Origin of the sequence: Shewanella sp. MTB7 (assembly GCF_027571385.1) — a bacterium.
In the GTDB taxonomy this organism is placed as follows: Bacteria; Pseudomonadota; Gammaproteobacteria; order Enterobacterales; family Shewanellaceae; genus Shewanella.
Genome location: NZ_CP085636.1, coordinates 2,674,000 through 2,696,976, shown reverse-complemented (window position 1 = coordinate 2,696,976; position 22,977 = coordinate 2,674,000). Strand labels below are relative to the sequence as shown.

Here is a 22,977-nt window from a genome sequence, read left to right as displayed (position 1 = left end):
CGATTGAATCAACAATGTAAATTTCACTCGCGAAGTCCGAAGAAAATTAATGAAACAAGACAACCTATATAACAGGCATTTATCAGTTATTAATCAGTTATTAACTGCAAAGATTACTTTTCTAATTGTATTATCCGAATCGCCATAATGTGTGTGACATTAAAGTATATAAAAAGGATGTATTAAATATGAGATTGTCGTATTCAACATTGACTATTTTACTTGGTTTATCAAGTATGAGTGCAATTGCAGCACAAGATAATGTTTTTCAACATGAAGCCAGTTTAGGTTATGAAGCTAACTCTGAAGAGTTAGGTGATGGTATTTGGGAGGCTAAATATCGTTATTTTGCTAGCCCAGTTTCACAAGATGGTAGCCCATATGCATTAAATAGTTTTATGGCTCAAACATCAAATTTGGGGATTAACTACACTACTTTTGATGTGGAAGATAGAGATAACATGGGTATTGATGGTACTTATGTATTTGACTCTAAATGGTTTGTAGGTCTTAACTATCAACGTAACGAGATTGGTAACTTTGATTTTGACACTTATGGAGTCGAAGTAGGTTACTACTTAAATGATCATTCATCAATTTCTGCTTTTTATGATGATGGTGATGACAGTGTTGAAGAAAGTTATGGTTTAAAAGTACGTAGTTTCGTGGCTTTTGAGTCCACATCAGGCATGGATTTAGGTGCTAGCTGGCTACATACAGATTCAGATAATGCATTTAATCTCGATGTTGATTGGTACATTAATAACTCATGGTCTATTGGTGCAGGTTATGTGAACTCAGATTTATATGATGGTGACTTCGATATTAGAACGGCTTATTGGCTAAGAATATCGGACAGTATTTCAGCTAATTTTGCTGTATCAAAAGTACTTGACTCAGATGCAGATGGCTTAGGCTTAGCCATTGCCATCAATGGTCGTTTTTAAAATAGATTTTCTTGATAACGTTTTTCTCAAATGCTTTCAAAAGATACGTCAAATGTGCAAGCTAGCTTTGTACAATTATGGAGGTAATGCTTATTAAAAACAGGAAGTAAATCAACGCAGCCTTACCAACGGCGTTAATAATGAAGGTTTCCCTGCCTTTTGTTCGATTCTAAAGACCTTTTTGATTTATATGGCTCTATTATTTGGCCATATTTCTTTTTAGATTTAAGCCAGTACAGCAAAGCAGGTACTGGCTTCTTTTTCTTATCTTCTAGCCAACATTATTCCTAAAAGATTTCCTAGGCTAAACATCACGGTCATACCAGACAAGCTCCAGCCAACTGGTTCCATAAATAAAACAATATAAAGACCTAACGCTTCTTACCATATGAAGTTGAATATTTTAATACACAAATTAGTAGTTGCAATCACTTCTCAAAGTGTTTAGTTTAATTACCAAGGGTTGGCACGCAAGCTAATCGTTTTTTATTGAGTCATCAAACTCGTTAACTTTACTAGAGACCAGATTATGAAAAAGCTTCTGAACACTATGCATCATCATCACCATATGCGGTAGCCTTCGGAAGCTCACTGCCGAAGGACTGTTTCCTTCTGGCGGTTGATTCAAATATATCAAAAACCCCTGGAAGGAATTCCGGGGGTTTTTCGTTTTAGCTTATCTAACTGATAAATAATAATTTAATATTAGTTAGATACAAAATTAAACAGATATTTGAATTAACTTATAGGAATACCATCATGTCAGAGTCAAACAGGTTACGCATCGCCATTCAAAAATCCGGGCGCCTTTCAAAAGAATCCATGAAGCTATTAAGAAGCTGTGGCGTCAAATTTAACATCAATGAACAACGTCTTATTGCCCACTCAGATAACCTGCCAATCGACCTACTACGCGTTCGTGATGATGACATTCCAGGACTAGTCATGGACGGTGTCGTTGACCTTGGGATCATTGGCGAGAATGTTCTAGAAGAGGAACAGATTGATCGTGAACGCTTAGACAAACCATCGACTTGTATCAAATTGAGAGAGTTGGATTTCGGTGCATGTCGTCTCTCTCTTGCCGTACCAAACGAATTTAACTATGAAGATGCCACGTCACTTGAAGGATTACGCATCGCCACGTCCTACCCTAACCTGTTACGCCGTTATATGCAGAAAAAAGGGATCACCTACAATGACTGTATGCTCAAAGGCTCTGTTGAAGTAGCCCCACGCGCTGGACTGTCAGATGCGATCTGCGATTTAGTGTCTACAGGCGCAACCTTAGAGGCTAACGGTTTGTATGAAACTGAGGTTATCTATACTTCTAACGCTTGCATCATCCAATCATCAAAAACTCAAGCTCCAGCAAAACAAGCGCTTATCGAAAAAATACTGTCACGTATCAATGGTGTCGTGCGCGCTAAAGAGAGCAAGTACATCTTGTTGCACGCGCCAACGGACAAACTAGAGCAAATAGTCGCCCTACTGCCTGGCGCAGAAAATCCAACGGTATTGCCACTTAATGATGACACCAATCGAGTGGCTATCCACGCTGTTAGCACCGAAGATCTTTTCTGGGACACCATGGAGGAACTCACGGAGCTTGGCGCCAGCTCGATTCTGGTTATGCCAATAGAAAAGATGATGGGGTAGCACCATGGAGATCCTCAATTGGTCACAATTGACTGATACAGAGCAAACTGCAGCACTGGCTCGCTCACCTTTAGTAGGTGATGCCAGTCTAGAGCAAAATGTGCTCAATATCGTTAATCGTGTGCAACAAGATAAAGATCAGGCATTAAAAGCCTATAACCTCGAGTTTGACGGTGTCAACACCCAGAGGCTACAGCTGTCAGTTGATGAGATTAATGCGGCTTGTGAGCGCGTCAATGTTGAGATAAAAAAGGCGATCGAGCAGGCCAGCAGTAATATCGATACGTTTCATAAGGCACAGGCTTTTGTGCCTGTCAGTGTCGAGACCCAAAACGGGATCCGTTGTGAATTAAGATCGGAGGCTATCGAGAAAGTCGGCCTGTATATTCCAGGTGGAAGTGCACCTTTAATCTCAACGGTACTCATGCTCGCTCTACCGGCTCAAATAGCTGGGTGTAAGCAGAGAATACTGGTGTCTCCACCACCGATAAATGATGCCATTATCTACGCCGCCACAGTCAGCGGGATCACTGAAATTTTCCAAGTCGGCGGCGCTCAAGCCATTGCAGCGCTAGCCTTTGGCACTGAAAGCATTCCAGCCGTGGACAAGATTTTTGGTCCTGGTAACCGTTATGTGACCGAAGCCAAACGTCTGGTATCCCAAGACAGTCGTTGTGTGGTCAGTATTGATATGCCCGCAGGTCCCTCTGAAGTACTTGTCATTGCCGACAACGATGCCAACCCAGATTTTATTGCCGCCGACCTACTGTCACAAGCAGAGCACGGGCCAGATTCTCAAGTCATGCTGGTCACTAATTCACAGGCATTAGCCGAGGGAGTTAATGCCTGTCTGACACAGCAATTGGCACAGTTAAGTCGTAAAGAGATTGCCGCAACCGCATTGAGCGCGAGCCGCACCTTACTCGTCAGCTCAATGGATGAAGCCGCGGCAGTCTCTAATCGTTATGGACCAGAACACTTAATCATTCAAACCCAAGCCCCCCGTGAACTGCTTAGTTCAATTCGCGCAGCAGGCTCAGTCTTTTTAGGCGCTTATACGCCGGAATCCGTTGGTGATTATGCCAGCGGCACCAATCATGTTTTACCCACTTATGGCTACAGCCGCGCCGTGTCTAGCTTGTCCCTTGCCGACTTTTCCCGTCGCTTTACTGTACAAGAGTTGAGCGCAGAAGGTTTGCAGGGCTTAGGCCAAACAGTCATGACCCTCGCTGCAGCAGAGCTTCTTGATGCCCATAAAAATGCTGTCGCCATTCGTTTAGCGTCATTAGAGGAAAAGGTGTAAACATGAGCAATCAACCACAACCCCTCGCACAACGTCTTGCAAGGCCAGAGTTATTAGAGCTTGAGGTGTATCAATCCGCCAGACGCATCGGCGGTCGTGGGGATATCTGGATAAACGCCAACGAGTCACCTTTTAATAACTCAGATCTGGCAAATATAAACCGTTACCCAGAGTGTCAGCCACCAGCGCTTATCTCAGCTTACAGCTTGTACAGTGGTGTCAGCGTTGACAGCATTATTACTAGTCGCGGCGCCGATGAAGCAATTGAACTGCTTATTCGCACATTTTGTAACCCGGGAATTGATTCTATTGCATGTTTCGGTCCCACTTATGGCATGTACGCCATCAGCGCAAAGACTTTTAATATCAGGGTTAAGGCGTTAAATTTAACGCCTGAGTACCAATTGCCGAGTGATATCGTCAGCCAAACGCAAGGGGCAAAAATTGTCTTTATCTGTAACCCCAATAATCCCACAGGCACGGTTATCGACAAAGCAGATATCGAACAGGTCATTAAGCAGTTACCCAATACGATCGTCGTTGTAGATGAGGCCTATATTGAATTCTGCCCAGAGTATAGTGTTGCACAGCTTATTGAAAAATATGACAACTTAGTCGTATTGAGAACATTGTCGAAAGCATTTGCATTAGCTGGGGCTCGTTGTGGTTTTTTGATGGCAAGCCCACAGATTTGCGACATGGTGATGCGTGTTATTGCTCCCTACCCTGTGCCACTGCCGGTATCTCAAATGGCCACCGCAGCCCTAAGTGAAGACGGCATTTCATTAATGAGAGAGCAGGTTTCTAGTTTGAAAGCCTGTGGCGCTCGGTTAAGTGATGCATTGCAGAGTATTGGCGCTAAGGTGCAACCTGCAAACGGTAACTTTGTGCTGGCAGAATTTGATTCCTCAAAAGTCAGTCATCAGCTCCAAATCGCCGGTATTGTTGCCAGGGCCTATAAAGATCCAAGGCTGACTAACTGCATTCGATTTAGTTTCAGCGACCAAGCCGATACAGATGCACTCATAAATGTATTAACCCAATAGGTTATTGGCCAGATACTTCAAAAAATAATCAACAGCATTGAACAAATTTAAGGGTTAACACAACATGAAGCAGAACATCTTATTTATCGACCGCGACGGCACTATGATTGAAGAGCCTGTAACAGACAAACAGGTCGATAGCTTGGCAAAACTCGTATTTGAGCCACTACTCATCCCTTCTTTACTTAAGCTACAAGATGCAGGTTTCCGACTTGTGATGGTCAGTAACCAAGATGGACTCGGCACGCCTTCATTTCCAAAAGATGACTTTGATGCTCCTCAAAATATGATGATGCAGATTTTAGAGAGCCAAGGTGTGATTTTCGATGCCGTGTTACTTTGTCCACATTTCGATGATGAGAACTGCAGCTGCCGCAAACCTAAACTGGGTCTAGTAAAAGACTACCTTACTTTAGGCAAGGTCGATTTTACCCGCTCAGCAGTCATCGGCGATCGTCACACCGACATGGGTCTCGCCGAAGCTATGGGCATTAAAGGGTTGCAATATAACCGCGAAACACTGAACTGGAACGACATTACCCAACAACTGTTAATCCGCGAACGAGTTGCCACAGTCGTTCGCACGACGAAAGAAACCGACATTCGCGTCACCATCGATTTAGACTCACAAGAGAAAGGCAGTATTGAAACTGGCATCGGCTTTTTCGACCACATGCTAGAGCAGATCTCTACTCACGGAAACTTTAAGATGGATGTGGTTGTCGATGGTGATCTTGAAATTGACGATCACCACAGCGTTGAAGATACCGCGCTGGCAATTGGTGATGCCCTTAGACAAGCCTTAGGTGATAAACGTGGTATTGCCCGTTTTGGCGATGCATTTGATCAAGCTATTCCGATGGATGAAGCCAGCGCTTCGTGTCTACTTGATCTGTCTGGTCGTCCGTTTATTAAGTTCGAAGGTGAGTTTGAACGTGAACTCGTCGGCGCCATGGCCACCGAAATGGTGCCGCATTTTTTCCGCTCATTTGCCGATGGTCTGCGCTGTACATTACACCTAACAACAAATGGCGATAATGATCACCACAAAGTTGAAAGTCTGTTTAAAGTCTTAGGTCGTACATTACGCCAAGCCGTCAAAGTGGAAGGTGACCGTCTACCGTCGAGTAAAGGGGTACTTTAACCATGTTTGATAACCAACAAATGGTGAGATTGATTCAAAGGGAACCACGATGAGCCAAACCGTGATAATAGACACAGGCTGCGCCAATTTAAATTCAGTGCGTTATGCATTCGAGCGACTCACAAATAATGTTATCGTCAGCGACGATCACCAAGTAATTAAAGCGGCTGAAAGAGTGGTACTTCCCGGCGTTGGTACTGCTGGCGCGGCGATGGAATCACTAAGAGATAAGCAACTTGTTGAACTTATTCAAGGGCTGAAACAACCTGTACTAGGAGTGTGTTTAGGCATGCAGATGATGGGAGTACTCTCAAATGAGCAAGGCGGAAAACTTATTAACTGTGAATGTTTGGGGCTTATTCCAACAAACATCACTGAACTAGATAGCCAAGGTCAACCTCTGCCACATATGGGTTGGAACCAGATAGAACCATCAGCCCACCCCCTTTTTAATGGTATTGAAGCGGGAAGCTATCTCTATTTTGTCCACAGCTACCGAGCGCCACTGAGCAAGTACACCATCGCCCAGTGCCAATACGGTGAAACATTTAGCGCCGCCATCGCCAAAGATAATTTTATGGGTGTGCAGTTTCACCCAGAGAAAAGTGCCGCTGTGGGCGCGGCCATTCTACGTAATTTCTTAAACATAAATACCGCTTCGCTAAACGCCATTTTACAGGAGACGATTAGATGATCATTCCAGCCATCGATCTTATTGAAGGCCAAGTCGTTCGTCTCTATCAGGGCGACTATAACCAGAAAACCACTTTTGACTTAAGCCCGCTATCACAGCTTAAGTCTTATCAAGATCAAGGGGCTAACTGGCTACACATTGTGGATTTGACTGGGGCTAAAGACCCACAAGCCCGTCAAACAAAACTGATTGCTGAACTCGTGAACGGTTTGGATGCAAATATTCAAGTTGGGGGTGGCATTCGTTGTGAAGCGCAAATGGCCGAGCTACTTGAGATAGGCGTTAAACGCGTCGTTATCGGCTCCCTCGCCGTTAATGAAACCGCTTTAGTACAAAGTTGGTTTAAAAAATATGGCGCTGATGCCATCTGTTTGGCACTGGACGTCAATATCAATGCAGAAGGTGAGAAAATCGTAGCGGTGTCGGGCTGGCAATCCGGCGGCGGCAAAACCTTGGAATCTTTAGTTGAAGCGTTTAAACCTTTTGGGCTCAAACACGCTTTAGTGACAGACATCAGCCGCGATGGCACGTTAAAAGGTGCCAATACTCAACTCTATCAAGAGATTGCAGGTGCATATCCTCAAATACAATGGCAGGCTTCTGGCGGTATCGCCACCCTTGAAGATGTTGCGGCAGTCAGAGACAGCGGGGCTAATGACATCATCATCGGCAAGGCGCTATTGATTGAGAACTTCACTGTTGAGCAAGCCATCGCGTGCTGGCCAAATGCAGCAGGAGCAGAGTCATGCTAGCCAAAATGATAACAGCGCCTTGTCTCAAGCTTTCGATAACGGTGGCAGTAACCTCAAATACGGTGGAGGTTTTCTTATGCTAGCCAAAACGATAACACTCCCTTGTCTCAAGTTTTCAATGACGGATGCAGTCACCTTAAATACGGTGGAGGTTTTCTATGCTAGCTAGAAGAATCGTTCCCTGTCTTGATGTCAAAGACGGTAAAGTGGTCAAAGGCGTACAGTTTCGTAACCATGAAATTGTCGGTGATATCGTTCCATTGGCCGCAAGATATGCCGAAGAAGGCGCCGATGAGTTGGTATTTTACGATATCACCGCCAGTGCTCATGACCGCGTGATTGATAAAAGTTGGGTCAGCCGCGTTGCCGAGCGCATAGATATCCCCTTCTGCGTCGCCGGCGGCATTAAAACCTTAGCGCAAGCTCGTGAAAAACTGGCTTTTGGCGCCGATAAAATCTCAATCAACTCTCCTGCACTTAGCGATCCCAGTTTAATTAAGCGTTTGCAAGATGAATTTGGTCGTCAGTGTATCGTGATTGGCATCGACTCCTATTACGACGAGCAGAGTGACAGTTACAAAGTAAAGCAATTTACCGGCGATGAGTCAGCCATTAAGGACACTCTATGGTTTACCCAAGACTGGGTCGAAGAGGTGCAAAAGCAGGGCTGCGGTGAAATAGTGCTTAACGTGATGAACCAAGATGGTGTGCGTCAAGGTTATGATCTAAAACAGCTCTCCATAGTCCGGGCAATCTGTAATGTGCCCCTTATCGCTTCCGGCGGTGCTGGCACAATGGCCCATTTTAAAGATGTATTTGAGATTGCTAAAGTCGATGCAGCCCTCGCCGCCAGCGTATTTCATAAAGGCATCATCGACATCAGTGCGTTAAAAACCTACTTGGCCAAGCACAATATCGCCATCCGCAGCTAACACATTGACAACTTAAGCCACATTTTACCACTTAGGCTAAATGCTTGAGTGAAAGGATTGAATATGACAGAAAAGAATATCGACAATGCGACACTATCTAACGCCCTAGACTGGGACAAGCAAGATGGACTTATTCCCGCCGTGGTCCAAAACCATCTTACGGGCAAAGTGCTGATGCTCGGTTATATGGATAAAGCCGCATTGGAAAAAACCGTAACAACCGGCGCAGTGACTTTTTTTAGCCGCAGCAAACAGCGTTTGTGGACCAAAGGAGAGACTTCAGGCAACACCCTTAAGCTGGTTGCCATCGACAAAGATTGTGATAACGACAGTTTATTAGTGCAAGTATTGCCTAATGGGCCAACTTGCCACCTGCAAACAGAGAGTTGCTGGCCCGATGGCAACGCCCATCCTTTCCTCGATAACTTGGCTAATTTAATCGCCTCCCGCAAAGGCGACGATCCAAAGTCCAGTTACACCGCACATCTGTTTGAGAGCGGCACTAAACGTATCGCCCAGAAAGTCGGTGAAGAGGGATTAGAAACCGCCCTTGCCGCTGCGACGCATGACAAGCCAGAACTTATCGATGAAGCATCGGATCTCATCTACCACTTGTTGGTCTTACTCGAAGATCAGGATCTCAGCCTAGCCGATATCACCAATAACTTATGGATACGTCACATAAAAGCTAGATAATCATCGATAGCACAAAGCCTCAAATGGGGCTTTGTATTAACTTCCTGATAAAGCAGAGGATGATTCAATGACATCAAAACGAAAATGGCAGATTGTCATCACGACCCCAATAACGACTCACTTAATAATTAAGCCTATTTTAAGCTTGTAAAGCAATATTATCTGCTACACAAGAAACACTGTTCACAGCTGTAATTTAACTGCTAAAAAGCTGTAGCAAACAGTAACTTCTGCTACAATTCCCGCCGAAATCATCCAATAAAAAAAGCCCCTATGAAACTCTCAAATAAAGTTCTAGCAGTTAATGATGATCTTCCTATTCGTACAGATAAGGCCGTTCATTCAGGTAAAGTTCGCAGTGTTTATTGGCTAACAGAGCAAGATAGTGCACGCTTAATTCAACAAAAAGGTTATGACGTCCCTGCAAATACCCCACTTGCTATCATGGTCATCAGTGACCGTATCTCTGCATTTGATTGTATCTGGCAAGGTGAAGATGGCCTAAACGGTGTTCCAGGTAAAGGCGCGGCACTTAATGCTATCTCTAATCACTGGTTTAAACTCTTTAAAGAGAAAGGCTTAGCCGATAGTCACATTCTTGATGTACCACATCCCTTTGTGTGGATTGTTCAAAAAGCACAGCCAGTTATGGTCGAAGCCATTGCCAGACAGTACATTACTGGTTCAATGTGGCGTGCCTATACAAAAGGTGAACGTGAGTTTTGTGGGATCACTCTGCCTGAAGGACTAGAGAAAGATCAAAAGCTACCTGAACTGCTAATCACCCCATCAACAAAAGGTATATTAACTGGACTTGAAGGCGTACCGGAAGCCGATGACGTCAATGTCTCCCGCGCCGATCTTGAACGTCACCTCCAAGGGTTTAACTTCCATAAGACTTCAGATATCGATCTCTATGAGAAATTACTTAAAGAGGGTTTCGGTGTTATCAGTGATGCACTTGCCACGCAAGATCAAATCTTTATCGATACTAAATTTGAATTCGGTTACGTTAACGGTGCCAATGGTCAAGAGAAACTTATCTACATGGATGAAGTGGGCACACCTGACAGCTCACGGATCTGGGATGGTGCAGCTCATCGTGACGGCAAGATCATCGAAAAATCAAAAGAAGGCTTTAGACAGTGGTTGCTTAACCACTTTCCTGATCCCGATATTTTATTAAATAAAGAGCGTATGCCTGAGCGTTTCGCCCTTGCAGCCGATAATAAACTACCTCAGTCTGTGATGATGGATATCTCTAATACATACATTGGTATTGCAGAGAAAGTGATCGGTGAAAAGCTGCACATCAGTGACAGTCCGAAACAAGAAATTATCGATATTCTACGCAATGAATATCAGTTAATCACAGAATAACAGATTCAATTTATAAGCATAAAAAAGCCGCAATTCCTATCGATGGAATTGCGGTTTTTTTAATCTGGTTCAATTCTTGGGCGTAAGAGCGCTTCAATTGAATCCTTTAACCATAAACACTGATTTAGTGACATGTTAATACCCACAGCATAATGCACTTCAGATCACACAATTGAACAGTAATAACAAAAAAACTAGACAAGTTAATCCGACATCACTATAGTGCGCCGAAGTGAAAGCACATACTATTCACTGTCTTTACAACAAGATATATCGCACTATAGCGCAACTGATCCCAGCAGTTGTGTTTCTTTTTTTTCTAAAAGAAGAAACACTATAATTTTGGGAAAAGAAATGTCTAACACACTCGAGCTGCCTGTATCGTCCAACATCTCCTCAACATCAGATCAAAATAAAAAAGCGATATTAAGTGTTGCCTTCTTAATGGCGACCACTTCGGTAGGCCCAGGCTTTCTTACCCAAACAACCGTATTTACTAACCTCTATCAAATCGATATGGCCTTCCCGGTACTTGCCTCTATATTTATTACTTTTGGTATTGTGATGAACCTATGGCGGGTGGTCGGTATATCAGGATTGAGGATCCAAGATATAGCCAATAAGGTGACACCGGGGTTGGGCTACATTGTCGGTATTTTGCTGGCTCTTGGTGCCGTGGCATTTAACTTTGGTAATGTCAGTGGCTCCGCATTGGGGCTTCAAGTTCTTACCGGCGCCGACACTTTGTGGGGGACATTGTTTACCGGCTTATTGGGTTGTATATTATTTCTAGCCCACAATGCCTCGCAGCGAATGGATCAGATGGCCCGTTATTTAGGCCTGTTTATGATCATCATGATTGCTTATGTAGCCATGACGGCTATGCCCCCACTGGCCCCAACAGTCGCAGCAGCTTTTATGCCAAACGATATTAGCGCACTATTATTACCCACCTTAACCATAGTCGGTGGCGCCGTAGGGGGTTATTATACAGGTGCCCAACGCCTAGTTGATATTGGACTACAGGGCGAGAAGCAACTTAAACATATTACCAATGCCGCCTGGATGGGTATTAGCATTGCGGTAATCATTCGTATTTTGTTATTTTTGGCCGTTTTGGGTGTGATTGTCAAAGGCGCAACCTTAGATCAAACCAACCCTGCTGCTGATGCCTTTAGACAAGGCGCTGGTCAACTCGGCTATTATATTTTTGGTTTAGTACTATTTGTTGCCTCAATTACCTCTGTAGTGGGTAATTCTTATATGGCGATCTCGCTAATTAAAACCCTATTTCCGACAATTGCTCGCAATGAAAAATACTGGTGTGTCGGCTTCATTTTACTCACCACCCTAGGCACGGTGTTTATCAATATGCCAATATTGCTATTGATGCTGGCGGGTCTAGTTAACAGTATTATTTTACCAATCGTACTTACCGTTATCTTACTGGCAAGTCGAAGAGTTGATATTATCGGTCAATATCGTCACCCCCTACCTCTCACGCTTATTGGTGTGATAATTGTGGTAGTGATGGCAGTTGGATCCCTGTATAGCATTTCAGGTTTTATCAGCCGCTTTGTGAGTTAATCAATATAACTCCTGCACCTATGGCTTCAGCGGCGGCTTCTATGAGGCCGTTTTTCACCCAAAGAGCACACCGATATTGCCCTTAACTCATAGAGTAAGTCTTTAAACCCATATCCCACCAAGTGTGATCCATATCACACAAATCCATACCATTTAGGTTCATTTTAATAAGCCAACTATAGGAAGTGATGGGATTATTATGAGCATAAAGATCAGCGTACGAGATTTTGAACTACCTAACGATGTAAAAGAACACATTGAAAATGCATTCTCCAAGTTTGATAAATTCAAAATATCCATCAAAAGCATAGATGTATTCATGACTTTTGAACCTGGACACAAATTCATGATTGAAATTGCAACTAAATCTAGTCTTGGTCAAACCGATTCAAACGGTGAAGGAAAAGAGTTGATGGATGGCTTTAATGAAGCATTCTCACGACTAGAGCGTCTACTCATTAAGAAAAAAGAGAAACCTCAAGCTCACCGTTCAGAACATGCAAAGGCAGAGAAAAAACTGTTGATTGATGAAGAGAATGATAATCCTATTTTATAACTTTCACAGTATAACCACTCAGAAATTTTTGAGTGGTTAGTCGTTATTTTGCACGATGTCATCCGATTGGTATTAACTCCGTCCAGTTCATCTTTATAAACGACTTAACGCAATCCACAGAAAGATCCACTGCAGTAAGATACAAAGCCCCTTTCATTATTTAGCATGATATAGAAACTGCTTGTTAAGCATGATCTAATTCTAGTCTTTTACTTATTTCACTCAGTGTATTGGATCTACGCGCTTTATTGTCGTTATTCACGGTCACAATGCTTACAGAGGATCTGGCGTATCGGTTCAGGTTTACCATAGAAACGTTGCAATATTTAGGAAGATAAATGAGGTGGTTTAGCCTGGGGAAAGTAAATAGTTGTTAGGGTATCCCCAGCATAGCCGGGGAATTACCTATGTTCAATCAGTCTTAATCTTCTTTATGTCCTGTTTTGTGGTGCAGACGTGAAGACTCTTTATGATCATGCATTTTGACCTTGTGATGCTTGTGTTCATCATGCTCATGACGGTCATCATGAGTCTGTTGCGGATGCTTATGGCCAACAGGATCACCACCATGCTGGGTATGTGGATGACTCTTCTCATTCTCGCGGTATTCATGGTGATCTTTATTATGCTTATGTTCAAGACCATCGTCGTAACGACGTTCCATTTTTTTATGTTCAAACTCCGCAGTATGCTGAGTACCATGGTCAATATGCTCATGCTGATCCGTATGCTGCTGATTGGAGTGTTTCTGACTAGCATTCGACTGATTGTTGTGTGATTTACTCATTTACTGACTCTCTATAAGCGAATTTATCTGTTTAAATTACGCCGATGAGCATTTAAAAACGTGACCCAGATCACACTAAGTGGTAAGGAGAATATAATCGCTTACTTTATTCGTTGCCTGCTACAACTAATTACTGAGGCCGTTTAAAATAAAACAATTAGGCACATATGGACACAATATTCAAGAGCAAAAATATTTCTTAGTATGATTTGATTACTAGTATGTCAGATACACATAACTTTTAGCTTTGCTAAAGTAAAATACTACTAATTATGCATAACCGCAGTTATGGATATCGCCTATGATTCAACAAAAATATACACAAGATTTGTTAAAACAAAGTAAAGCTTGCGTTAAAATATAATAAATTCGATTAATACTTAATCAAACAAACGCTTAGCAGTGAATTTTTACGCATGATTCCAGCATATTTATTGACTTGATTTTATATAAGATTATAGTCGTTTCAGTTAAGTATTTTGATGAAGAGAATTGAACATGAAGAAGTCGATGCAGTATTTAGGTTGTTTAGGGTTAGCAAGTATCTTGCTGTTAACAGGCTGCGGTAAAAGTGATGATGTCCTTGTTGTAGGCACGAATGCTTCATTTCCACCTTTTGAATATGTCGGTGGCATCAGTGGTGATGAAATCAAAGGCTTCGATATTGATTTAGCACGTCAAATTGCTAAGGATGCAGGCAAAACACTCAAAATTGAAAACATGAAATTTGACTCGCTCATTGTTGCATTAAAAGCAGGTAAAATTGACATGGTAACCTCTGGAATGACTATCACACCAGAGCGCCTAGCAAGCGTGAGCTTTTCTGAACCCTATTACGAAGCAACTCAAGTTGTGCTGGTTAATAAAGATAACGACAATATCCAGAGCATTGATGATCTTCGTGGTAAACACATTGCTGTGCAGTTAGGTTCTACCGGCGATATTATGGCTAAAGAATACAGTCAGAAAGTCACAGCCTTCAATACCGGTTTTGAAGCTGTGATGGAACTAAAAAATGCTAAAGTAGATTTAGTTCTGTTTGACAGTGAACCTGCAGCAAACTTTTTAAATAAAAATCCTGAACTTAAAATAATTGAACTCGATTTTAAACCTGAGTTTTACGGGGTTGCTGTTACTAAGGATAAAACTGAGCTACTTAACGTCATCAACACGACCCTAAGTACAATGAAACTCAATGGTGAATACGATGCCCTTGTAAACAAGTATATGAAGTGAGCAACAGATGATTGATGCAATAAACGCGTCTTTGTTTACCCCTATAGGGAATGATGGCTTAATTGGTATTTATCTCATATTGAATGGTCTGAAAGTCACGCTAATAGTGACCTTCTTTGCCATGATCATGGGATCAATACTCGGCGTGGCAACCACTTTATTAAAGATGTCTCCAAAATGGTATTTCAGTTGGCCTGCTAACTTTTATGTCAGTGTTATCCGCGGTACGCCGGTCGTGATACAACTTGTGATCCTTTACTTTATCGTCCTTGCCTCATTCGACGTCGATAAGATCACCGCTGCCATTATCGCCTTTGGTCTCAATAGTGGCGCGTACATCTCTGAAATTATTCGTGCAGGGATCCAAGCTGTCGATAAAGGCCAAACAGAAGCTGCACGTTCGCTAGGATTATCACACTGGTCAACAATGAAAGAGGTCATACTGCCCCAGGCGATTAAGAATATACTGCCCTCTTTAGGCAATGAGTTTATTGTATTACTTAAAGAAACAGCCGTTATCGGCTTTATAGGCGGCGTTGACCTGATGCGCGCAGGAGAAATTATCCGTAGTCGGACCTTTGAAGACAGTGTGCCGCTATTTACTTGTGCACTGCTCTATTTACTACTGACGTATATGTTCACTTTTATGCTATCAAAATTTGAAACGAGGTTAAAACAAAGTGATTAATATTAAGGGATTACATAAGAGCTTTGGCGACAACCTGGTATTAAAAGGGATCGACGAACACATTAAACATGGCGAAGTTGTGAGCGTTATTGGCCCCTCGGGCAGTGGCAAGAGTACCTTTTTACGCTGCATTAATTTGCTTGAGCAACCAACACAAGGTGATATTTTCATTGATGGCCAATCAATCACAGCCGCAGATGCATGTGTTGATAAACTTAGGCAAAAAGTGGGTATGGTATTTCAGAATTTTAACCTTTTCCCCCATAAAACAGTTAAGCAAAACATCATGCTTGCACCTGTAAAACTTGGCATAATGACAGAGCGACAAGCAGAAGCTGAAGCCAATATGCTGCTCGAACAGGTAGGACTGAAAGAGAAGGCCGATGCCTATCCATCCAGCCTTTCGGGTGGACAAAAGCAACGAGTCGCCATTGCCCGTGCATTGGCGATGAAGCCAGAACTCATGCTATTTGACGAACCCACTTCGGCGCTCGATCCTGAGATGGTTGGTGACGTGCTTGATGTTATGAAATCACTTGCCAAGAAAGGGATGACAATGGTGATTGTCACCCACGAAATGGGATTTGCACGAGATGTATCTGACAGAGTCATTTTTATGGATGGCGGCGTCATAGTAGAAAGCTGCGAACCCGAGATGCTTTTTAGTGATCCTAAGCAACGTAGAACGCAAGAATTCTTGAGCAAAGTACTCAGGTAAGATTTAAGTTAACGGAATAAAACGCCCTTCTCACTATTTGGCTAACACAATAGTTGCAGGGCCTATTACCATCCCATTGATAATCTATCGCTTAACTCAACGGGTATTGTAAAAGCAGCATTACTCAGCTTTCCAAGGGGAGCAAATATCAATTAAGCAGCCATTAGGATCTTTAACAAGAAATCGGCGTTGTCCATAAAACTCATTACGAGGTTCTTGAATAATACGGATATTCATCTCTACGGCTTTGCTATAAATAACATCCACATTTTCAACAACAAAAGTGACGTACATTCCATTTGGCGTATTTTGGTATTCCTTAGGAACCAGTTCATGATCTCGTTGAATAATGCCATATTCAATCTCTGGGTCTTTTGGTGAGCAAAGCTGAACGTACCAGTCACTGTCATATTTGACGTTGAAACTAAGCAGTTCTACATAAAAGTCTTTGCTCTTTTGTAGAGCATCGGAACATATGTTATGTCAGAATTCTCATCGATTTCTCTTTATTCAGCTAACTGCAAACTCTATGTTGGGCTGTATTTTTCACGATACCGTTAACTTATCACAACGCGTCTTCGCACAAGGTTTTAACCTAGAGTAAAATTAAATCAACTGATCAGAATATTCTGATGTACACTCAGACCATTTATATGAAATAACATTAAAAATAAATCACTTACAATGATACCGAGCACATCAATATATACAAGGGTGAAAAATCTTCTTAGCGGTTAGAAAATCCAATCACCATTCAAAATAATGGAGGCTTATTATTTGCTTTCTTTATTTATCGAACAGTTCATCGAGTCGATAATATCGTATTTTATACTGTTGGTTTTTAATAATATTATCAGCAATACTCGATAGTGCGATACAGCACATTTTAGTGGCGACTTGCTTACCAGTGATAGGGCGATACTTATTCAGTGCTGGTATTCTGCTTAGTAATGGTAATAGTGCGCTTGCGAGTTTCTCTCCGAGTCGAAAATCTTTTCGCTCTCCTAGTAACAATGAAGGTTGAATAATACTGATTTGAGAGAAATTGAGCATTGTAATTTGTTCTTCAAGCTCCCCTTTCATCTTTAAATAGCCACTATGACTGTTCACGCTTGCTCCGCTGGATGAGACCAGTAAATAGTGGCTCACGCCATTATTTAAAGCAAATTCAGCAGCTTGGTATTGATAATTTACATCAACAAGACGTTGTTGTTCGATAGAGCCTGCCAGTTTAAGAGTCGTGCCTAAGCAAGAGAACAAGATATCGCCTTTAAAGATACTGGCATATTTCTCTAACTGATCGAAGTTAACGACTTTATTGATCACTTTACTGGCAGTATATTCTATAGGCCTACGGGTGATACTAATAACTTTGTCTACCTGCGCCGCCTGGGTTAACAGTTCTACTAGTTCACGCCCAACTACACCTGTGGCACCCAATACGATTGCTGTTTTTGCTGCTGGAATATTCATAACGGGGCCTCGTTACTCTGTCATGGGCTTTTAATTCAAGTTACTGATTGTAAATTAACTAACTGAAGTGACCAATACTTAGTTCACTGTTAGTAGACTCATTATGACTAATAAGCAACATTTGATGCAATCTGCTTTGCGAGCTGTGTAACTAAGTCTCTCATCTGCGCAACGGAATCAGAATAACCATCTTGCTGTAAAGGGGACTCAAACGAGAAGGCTTGAGTGTCATTCTGGCTAACATCTAAATCAGCCCCTTTGTGACTTTTATACTCATAACGGCCAGATAAAATCACTTTAGATTGTGCAGTTACGTGAAAATAGTTGATCTGCACCAATAGTTCAGCTTGCTCATTCGCTTTAGTCCCTCTAAATTGGGGTTCAGGTTTAAACTTGAGTGTTGTACTCACCAAGTTGAGATCAGATAACAGCGCATTAAAGCTACTGTCTGCTAATGGTTCAGCCCACATATGAAAGGTGGCATACTCGATTTTATGTTGATTAATTTGCATCACCAAATAGGGAGAGTTTAGGTAGTCAGCCAGCTGTACCGACAACAAAACCGTGGCTTTCTCGCTTTCTATACTGGGACTTCCTGCTAATTCTTGTTGGTTAATTGCACTGGCTGACACTTGATTGTTCAGTAGGTAGTAACTGGTGCTATTTGGCGCAGAACTGCAGCCAAACAAACTTAAGACAACTGCGATTGTCACTAAAAGGGTCATTAGGCTAGAGTTGATAGAGTTCATTAAATTTTCTAATTGGAGTCTCATTGGTTAACCTCTGAATATTTTTTCGGCTCAGTGTTCTTGATACCTGAATCAAAGATAAGCCCATTCGGTTGATGCTTTAACTGCTCTAACAAAGGTTTAAGCTCATACATTACATCGGAGATACTCTTCATAACTCCCTGTAACTCCTCATAACCTTCTGACTCGGAAGAGAAGTCTTGACTCAGTAATGCAAAACTCTCCAGTGCGACTCTCAATTGCTTAACCAACTCTTGCTGCTTAGCGCTGATTAACAGCTGATCTAAATTCTGGTTAGTACCCTGCAAGTCTTTGAGTAAAGTGGCGGCATTAACCAAGGTGCCGTTAGCGTTAGCTGCAATTTGATCTAATGGTAGATCATTGAGCTTATCAACAAACTGACCCACTTTTTCTGTGATTTGAGAAAATGCATCTTTGACCGTAGGGATCACGGTATAGCCCTCATAGCTTTCAAGTTTTTTGATAGGTGGCAGATCAAAATGCTGCAGTTCAACAAATAAACTGCCCGTCAATAGATTTCCTATTTTTAAACTAGCCCTTAACCCACTCTTAACCCACAGCATATTTTGTTTATTCATCAAGGCAATGCCCTTGTCATCATCGGGCAATCCGACACGGCCTGGCTGTAAGCTGATAAGCACAGGAATACGCACTGCTTCACTGTAGATAACATCGGGATCTGCCGTGGCTAGATTGACAGAGGAAACCTCTCCAATAAGTACGCCTCGATACTCAACGGGTGCACCGACATATAATCCCCTGATGCTGTCACTGACAAATACCACATACTGCAATGACTTTTTATAACGTGCATTACTTGCGCTTTGATAATCTTCATAAATATCAAAGTAATCCCGTTCAGTAACCGCATTACCTAATGGCATGCCATCGGGTACATCGAAAGTGACGCCATTGGTTAACATGGTTTCGACATTACCCGTTTTGACCGTAATACCCTCAGCGTTGAGGTCAATGGTTAACCCGCTGACATCCCAAAAACGGGTGTTGGTAGTCACTAATTCATGATAGGGCGATTTAATAAATACGTTGTAATACACAACACGCTCTTCGATATTAAAATAGACATCTTCTATTTGGCCAACGCTTAAGCCTTTATAGATGATGGGATCACCTTTTGAATAGGCGAACTCCTCATTACTGTTCAATGTGATATGTAAACCAGGCGTCCCCTTTGGTGTAATTGGCGGTGAGTTTAATGCGGTGAATTTATTTTGACGTTCATCTGATGAACCTGGTGAAACCTCGATGTACACCCCGGATATTAAAGTCTCTAAGCCGGAAACCCCAGAGAGGGATATTTTGGGTGTCACGATCCAAAAGTTACTGTCTTCAACTAACAATCTGTGAGTATTTTTTGCCATTCGCGCCGTGACCGTCACCCCATCGCCCTTTTCATTAAGGCTAATGGTTTCAACTTCACCGATATTGACGTGTCGGGACTTTACTTTTGTTTTACCCGCCTCCATGCCTTCGGCCGATTCAAAATAGATAGTCACAAGCGGACCTTGATTGCTCAAATGATAATATACCATCCAACCACCAATCAGCAGGGCAACGATAGGCACAAACCAGATTGCAGAAACAGTTTTTACGTCTTTAATCTCTGCATCAACCTCTGTATCAAAGTCTTGTTCTATTTTCATAAGTTCTCTGTCTGATTATAAATTAATTTTGGTTCAAAACTCATTGCAGCCAACATTGTCATGATAACAACACCAGATAATGCAAAGGTTGCCACACCGGGGACTATGGTCATGGTATTTCCAAGCTGCACTAGGCTTACCAGAATAATCACCACAAAAATATCAATCATAGACCAGCGACCAATGAACTCGGCAACTCGATACATCCTTATACGTTGATGATCCAGTTGTCTTGAATGTGTCTGTACACTGTAATTTAACCATGTAAGCACTAAAATTTTTCCTATAGGAACCATGATGCTAGCAACAAATATTACTATCGCGATAGGGTAAGACCCATGCAGCCAGAGTAAGATAACCCCGCCGATAATCGTGCTTGGATCATCTTGCCCGAAAAACCAAGTATTCATTATTGGAAACAGGTTTGCTGGAACATAAAGCAGAACCGAGGTGAGGATAAGTGCCCATGTTTTCTGAATAGACAGGCTTGAATAACGTTCATTCTTGTTACTATTACTCACGTTGCTGTTTCTGCCAGTTGCACGCTTATTCAATTTAGCTACTATTTTTTCGGCAGCTTTAGGAAACTGGTTCAAAACTAACGCTTTATGTAAATAGTGTTTATCCATATGCAGCAGTGCGGCAGTCAATGACACTGCAAACAGAATAAAAGCAAAAAACGAGGGACCTAATTGGATGTCGGCTAATGAAATGATCTTAATGAGGCTAACTAAAGTACCCACTAAGAAAATATCCACCATATTCCAGGGTACCAGTTTAAATATAATATTCGTCAGTAGATCCCCCATGGGTGGGTAGCGACCTTTCCTCAAAAAAGACACAAGATAGATAAGACTGATTAATACGAAACTAGGAATGATAAACACTGTGACGACTTCGATAATGGCAAGCAAGCTATAACCGCTATCAATTAAAATCTCAACGCTATCTAACATCTTAATGTTATTTTCTAACCCATTGGAACTAAATGAGATAAACTCAAAGAGTACAGAGGCTAATAGGAAAATCAGTGCCGAAATGGCAAAAGCAAGAATACGCTCAAATGAATTTGCACGATTAGCTGATAAGAGATAACCACAACGCGGACAGACTGCTTTCTGATTAACCTTCAAACTGGGGATCACGACATTTAAACCACACTCGTGGCAGACCTCCGCTTCCTCCACAAGTTTTGATTCTATGTTCTTAATTATCATTAACTTCAATACGCCTAATTAAGATTCTAATGGTAGAGATATGAAAAAAATTAATAATTTAGCATCAATCCCATAACGAACAACGCCGACACTAAGAGAAGGCTTCACTTTAAAAAGCTGAATATCTTGTATTCCAATGCTGTTACTCACAATTTAGGATGACAATATCCACACCATTAGTCAATACACTAAAAGCAGCCGTAAAAGAAGATATAAAAACTACCGAGAAGCTTTAGGGGAGCGCAAAGACGATGATAATGGCAGTTCAATGAATGAACTGCCATTTAAGTTAAACCGTTAAAGGATGTTTTTTAGTGGGGAATATAAGCTAAACCAAACGGATTACTTTGTACTGTGACTTCACCCAAATAGCTGGGTAACTCTCTACCTGGGATTGTTTGATACACACTCACCTTGTCCTGCGTTGCACCGGAATGAGTTACATAAATCTTTCGCCCATTACTGGTCACGCTAATATTGTGAGGCGCGCCGTAGGGGGTATTATCTGTATCGATAATATGTCTTCCTTTAGCATCTAAGGTATACAGGCCGTGCGAACCGCCTTCAGCAATATTAGTCACATAAAGACGGCGGCCTAGCGCATATACACCATGAGCATTAGGCACATCAAATTGATAACGAGTAACCAAGTTTCTGGTATTTAACGCCAAGACTTCACCGCTTTCCTGTGAAGGTACGTATAGGGTATTTCTCTTTATTGGTGATATAAACAGATGAGGATCCCCTCCTACCTCTTTACGAGACAGCTCTATGTTTCGCTTAATAGAGAGCTTAATGATGTAGTCATTACCCTCTTCACCGTCAACTAAACTGACAAACGCATTTTTCCCCTTATTAGTGACAAACACGTCATGGGGTTTATAGCCCTGGGATAAAAGATCCATTGGCAAAGAAAGTGTTTTGATGACACTAAGGGAATTGGTGTCAATCACAGTAACAGTTTTATCTATATCATTATTGACCAGTAACAACTGCGCCTCTTTTGCGGGCCACATGTGAAATACCCCCTCTCCCGTCGGGATCGCTTTAAGCAAATTAAAACCGAAGCTATCGTATACAAGGACACGATTATTGGCCCTATCCCCTACGTAGATTCGATTATCTTTGTAGACCACATACATAGGTTCAGGAGTCAACGCTGCCGCAGGCAAGGCTAGAGTATTGACCACTATGTCTGTCTGTACGTCGATAATTGATACCGTTCCTGCCCCGCGGTTAGCAACAGCAATATGACCCGAATTGTCCTCGCTATAAACGGCATTTGCTTGATGCACGTAACTGCTTCCCAGTATGACGGCTATGAGAAAATAACTAATTTTCATATTTGTTATCCTTAATTCCATTTGTTTTCAAATCCCAACCTTTTAGCAACAATCTAAGAGGCTAAACCACAATTCAAATTAACCACTAGTTATCACAAAACTCTCACAGCATTATAAAATAATTATGATAAGTTGCTGAAAACAAGATGCTCACTATTAATAGTATGTTGTGGAAATAAGTATTAACCATTAAAGAGAACACTACTTAGTCATAAATCTACAGCAAATAAATCATCAGTTAAGGTCTTGTTGGCACCCCATAAAGTGGTATGATTTCAGGTGCTTTGACTTAGTGCAAGGTTGTAAATAAAATTTGTAGAGATCTGAAGATCAGCAAGGATAATAGCTACTGCGACTTTGGCAACCTAGCTATAACAAATTTATG

Annotated in this window: 23 protein-coding genes and 1 other annotated feature; of the genes, 16 read left to right on the top strand and 7 right to left on the bottom strand. The window is 42.0% G+C overall.

What is annotated here, in order from left to right; genetic code table 11:
- The first annotated feature begins 188 nt into the window (after nucleotides 1-188).
- From HWQ47_RS11465 to hpf, 13 genes are all read left to right on the top strand, one after another.
- Nucleotides 189-947 (top strand): putative porin, encoded by a 759-nt coding sequence (locus tag HWQ47_RS11465; protein ID WP_269971244.1) that lies wholly within the window; start codon nucleotides 189-191, stop codon nucleotides 945-947.
- Between the two features lie 552 nt (nucleotides 948-1,499).
- Nucleotides 1,500-1,619: a sequence feature (His leader region), on the top strand.
- Between the two features lie 87 nt (nucleotides 1,620-1,706).
- Nucleotides 1,707-2,606 carry an ATP phosphoribosyltransferase gene (gene hisG / locus HWQ47_RS11460; protein WP_269971243.1) on the top strand — a complete coding sequence of 300 codons (900 nt, stop codon included), beginning with the start codon at nucleotides 1,707-1,709 and terminating at the stop codon, nucleotides 2,604-2,606.
- A 4-nt stretch (nucleotides 2,607-2,610) separates the two neighbouring features.
- Nucleotides 2,611-3,909 carry a histidinol dehydrogenase gene (gene hisD, locus HWQ47_RS11455; protein WP_269971242.1) on the top strand — a complete coding sequence of 433 codons (1,299 nt, stop codon included), beginning with the start codon at nucleotides 2,611-2,613 and terminating at the stop codon, nucleotides 3,907-3,909.
- Nucleotides 3,910-3,911: 2 nt separating this feature from the next.
- Nucleotides 3,912-4,955 carry a histidinol-phosphate transaminase gene (gene hisC, locus HWQ47_RS11450; RefSeq protein ID WP_269971241.1) on the top strand — a complete coding sequence of 348 codons (1,044 nt, stop codon included), beginning with the start codon at nucleotides 3,912-3,914 and terminating at the stop codon, nucleotides 4,953-4,955.
- A 64-nt stretch (nucleotides 4,956-5,019) separates the two neighbouring features.
- A complete protein-coding gene (hisB, locus tag HWQ47_RS11445; protein ID WP_269971240.1) occupies nucleotides 5,020-6,099 on the top strand; it encodes a bifunctional histidinol-phosphatase/imidazoleglycerol-phosphate dehydratase HisB in 1,080 nt (359 codons plus the stop codon).
- A gap of 49 nt (nucleotides 6,100-6,148) precedes the next feature.
- Nucleotides 6,149-6,793, top strand: a complete 645-nt coding sequence (gene hisH / locus HWQ47_RS11440; protein WP_269971239.1) for an imidazole glycerol phosphate synthase subunit HisH — start codon at nucleotides 6,149-6,151, stop codon at nucleotides 6,791-6,793.
- Nucleotides 6,790-7,545 (top strand): 1-(5-phosphoribosyl)-5-[(5-phosphoribosylamino)methylideneamino]imidazole-4-carboxamide isomerase, encoded by a 756-nt coding sequence (gene hisA, locus HWQ47_RS11435; protein WP_269971238.1) that lies wholly within the window; start codon nucleotides 6,790-6,792, stop codon nucleotides 7,543-7,545. The genes hisH and hisA overlap by 4 nt, the downstream gene beginning before the upstream one ends.
- Complete coding sequence (locus HWQ47_RS11430; protein ID WP_269971237.1) at nucleotides 7,520-7,714, top strand: hypothetical protein; 195 nt, start codon at nucleotides 7,520-7,522, stop codon at nucleotides 7,712-7,714. Before hisA ends, HWQ47_RS11430 begins: the two co-directional genes overlap by 26 nt.
- Nucleotides 7,704-8,477 carry an imidazole glycerol phosphate synthase subunit HisF gene (gene hisF, locus HWQ47_RS11425; RefSeq protein ID WP_269971236.1) on the top strand — a complete coding sequence of 258 codons (774 nt, stop codon included), beginning with the start codon at nucleotides 7,704-7,706 and terminating at the stop codon, nucleotides 8,475-8,477. Before HWQ47_RS11430 ends, hisF begins: the two co-directional genes overlap by 11 nt.
- 63 nt (nucleotides 8,478-8,540) lie before the next feature.
- Nucleotides 8,541-9,173 carry a bifunctional phosphoribosyl-AMP cyclohydrolase/phosphoribosyl-ATP diphosphatase HisIE gene (gene hisIE / locus HWQ47_RS11420; protein WP_269971235.1) on the top strand — a complete coding sequence of 211 codons (633 nt, stop codon included), beginning with the start codon at nucleotides 8,541-8,543 and terminating at the stop codon, nucleotides 9,171-9,173.
- A 273-nt stretch (nucleotides 9,174-9,446) separates the two neighbouring features.
- Complete coding sequence (locus HWQ47_RS11415) at nucleotides 9,447-10,553, top strand: phosphoribosylaminoimidazolesuccinocarboxamide synthase (RefSeq protein ID WP_269971234.1); 1,107 nt, start codon at nucleotides 9,447-9,449, stop codon at nucleotides 10,551-10,553.
- 354 nt (nucleotides 10,554-10,907) lie between these two features.
- A complete protein-coding gene (locus tag HWQ47_RS11410) occupies nucleotides 10,908-12,140 on the top strand; it encodes an NRAMP family divalent metal transporter (protein ID WP_269971233.1) in 1,233 nt (410 codons plus the stop codon).
- Between the two features lie 199 nt (nucleotides 12,141-12,339).
- Complete coding sequence (hpf, locus tag HWQ47_RS11405; RefSeq protein WP_269971232.1) at nucleotides 12,340-12,696, top strand: ribosome hibernation-promoting factor, HPF/YfiA family; 357 nt, start codon at nucleotides 12,340-12,342, stop codon at nucleotides 12,694-12,696.
- Nucleotides 12,697-13,117: 421 nt separating this feature from the next.
- On the opposite strand, the gene HWQ47_RS11400 is transcribed toward hpf, so the two are convergent.
- The gene (locus HWQ47_RS11400) at nucleotides 13,118-13,483 is read right to left on the bottom strand and encodes a cation diffusion facilitator family transporter (RefSeq protein WP_269971231.1); all 366 of its coding nucleotides are present in this window, start codon (nucleotides 13,481-13,483) and stop codon (nucleotides 13,118-13,120) included.
- A gap of 498 nt (nucleotides 13,484-13,981) precedes the next feature.
- On the opposite strand from HWQ47_RS11400, the gene HWQ47_RS11395 reads away from it, so the two are divergent.
- The 3 genes from HWQ47_RS11395 to HWQ47_RS11385 are packed head-to-tail and all read left to right on the top strand — an operon-like array spanning nucleotide 13,982 to nucleotide 16,125.
- Nucleotides 13,982-14,719 (top strand): basic amino acid ABC transporter substrate-binding protein, encoded by a 738-nt coding sequence (locus tag HWQ47_RS11395; RefSeq protein ID WP_269971230.1) that lies wholly within the window; start codon nucleotides 13,982-13,984, stop codon nucleotides 14,717-14,719.
- A gap of 7 nt (nucleotides 14,720-14,726) precedes the next feature.
- Nucleotides 14,727-15,407 carry an amino acid ABC transporter permease gene (locus HWQ47_RS11390; RefSeq protein ID WP_269971229.1) on the top strand — a complete coding sequence of 227 codons (681 nt, stop codon included), beginning with the start codon at nucleotides 14,727-14,729 and terminating at the stop codon, nucleotides 15,405-15,407.
- Nucleotides 15,400-16,125, top strand: a complete 726-nt coding sequence (locus HWQ47_RS11385) for an amino acid ABC transporter ATP-binding protein (RefSeq protein WP_269971228.1) — start codon at nucleotides 15,400-15,402, stop codon at nucleotides 16,123-16,125. Before HWQ47_RS11390 ends, HWQ47_RS11385 begins: the two co-directional genes overlap by 8 nt.
- Before the next feature lie 120 nt (nucleotides 16,126-16,245).
- Here HWQ47_RS11385 and HWQ47_RS11380 read toward each other — a convergent pair whose 3' ends face one another.
- The 6 genes from HWQ47_RS11380 to HWQ47_RS11355 form a co-directional block, all read right to left on the bottom strand.
- Entirely contained in the window at nucleotides 16,246-16,602 is a 357-nt protein-coding gene (locus HWQ47_RS11380) for a VOC family protein (protein ID WP_269971728.1), read from the bottom strand.
- 309 nt (nucleotides 16,603-16,911) lie between these two features.
- Nucleotides 16,912-17,598, bottom strand: coding sequence for an NAD(P)H-binding protein (locus HWQ47_RS11375; protein WP_269971227.1), 687 nt, complete (start codon nucleotides 17,596-17,598; stop codon nucleotides 16,912-16,914).
- 107 nt (nucleotides 17,599-17,705) lie between these two features.
- Nucleotides 17,706-18,371, bottom strand: coding sequence for a PqiC family protein (locus tag HWQ47_RS11370; RefSeq protein WP_269971226.1), 666 nt, complete (start codon nucleotides 18,369-18,371; stop codon nucleotides 17,706-17,708).
- Nucleotides 18,368-20,032 carry an intermembrane transport protein PqiB gene (gene pqiB / locus HWQ47_RS11365; protein ID WP_269971225.1) on the bottom strand — a complete coding sequence of 555 codons (1,665 nt, stop codon included), beginning with the start codon at nucleotides 20,030-20,032 and terminating at the stop codon, nucleotides 18,368-18,370. The genes HWQ47_RS11370 and pqiB overlap by 4 nt, the downstream gene beginning before the upstream one ends.
- Complete coding sequence (locus HWQ47_RS11360; RefSeq protein WP_269971224.1) at nucleotides 20,029-21,249, bottom strand: paraquat-inducible protein A; 1,221 nt, start codon at nucleotides 21,247-21,249, stop codon at nucleotides 20,029-20,031. Before HWQ47_RS11360 ends, pqiB begins: the two co-directional genes overlap by 4 nt.
- A 311-nt stretch (nucleotides 21,250-21,560) precedes the next feature.
- On the bottom strand, nucleotides 21,561-22,592 hold the full coding sequence (locus HWQ47_RS11355) for a YncE family protein (RefSeq protein ID WP_269971223.1): 1,032 nt from the start codon (nucleotides 22,590-22,592) through the stop codon (nucleotides 21,561-21,563).
- Nucleotides 22,593-22,977 lie beyond the last annotated feature (385 nt).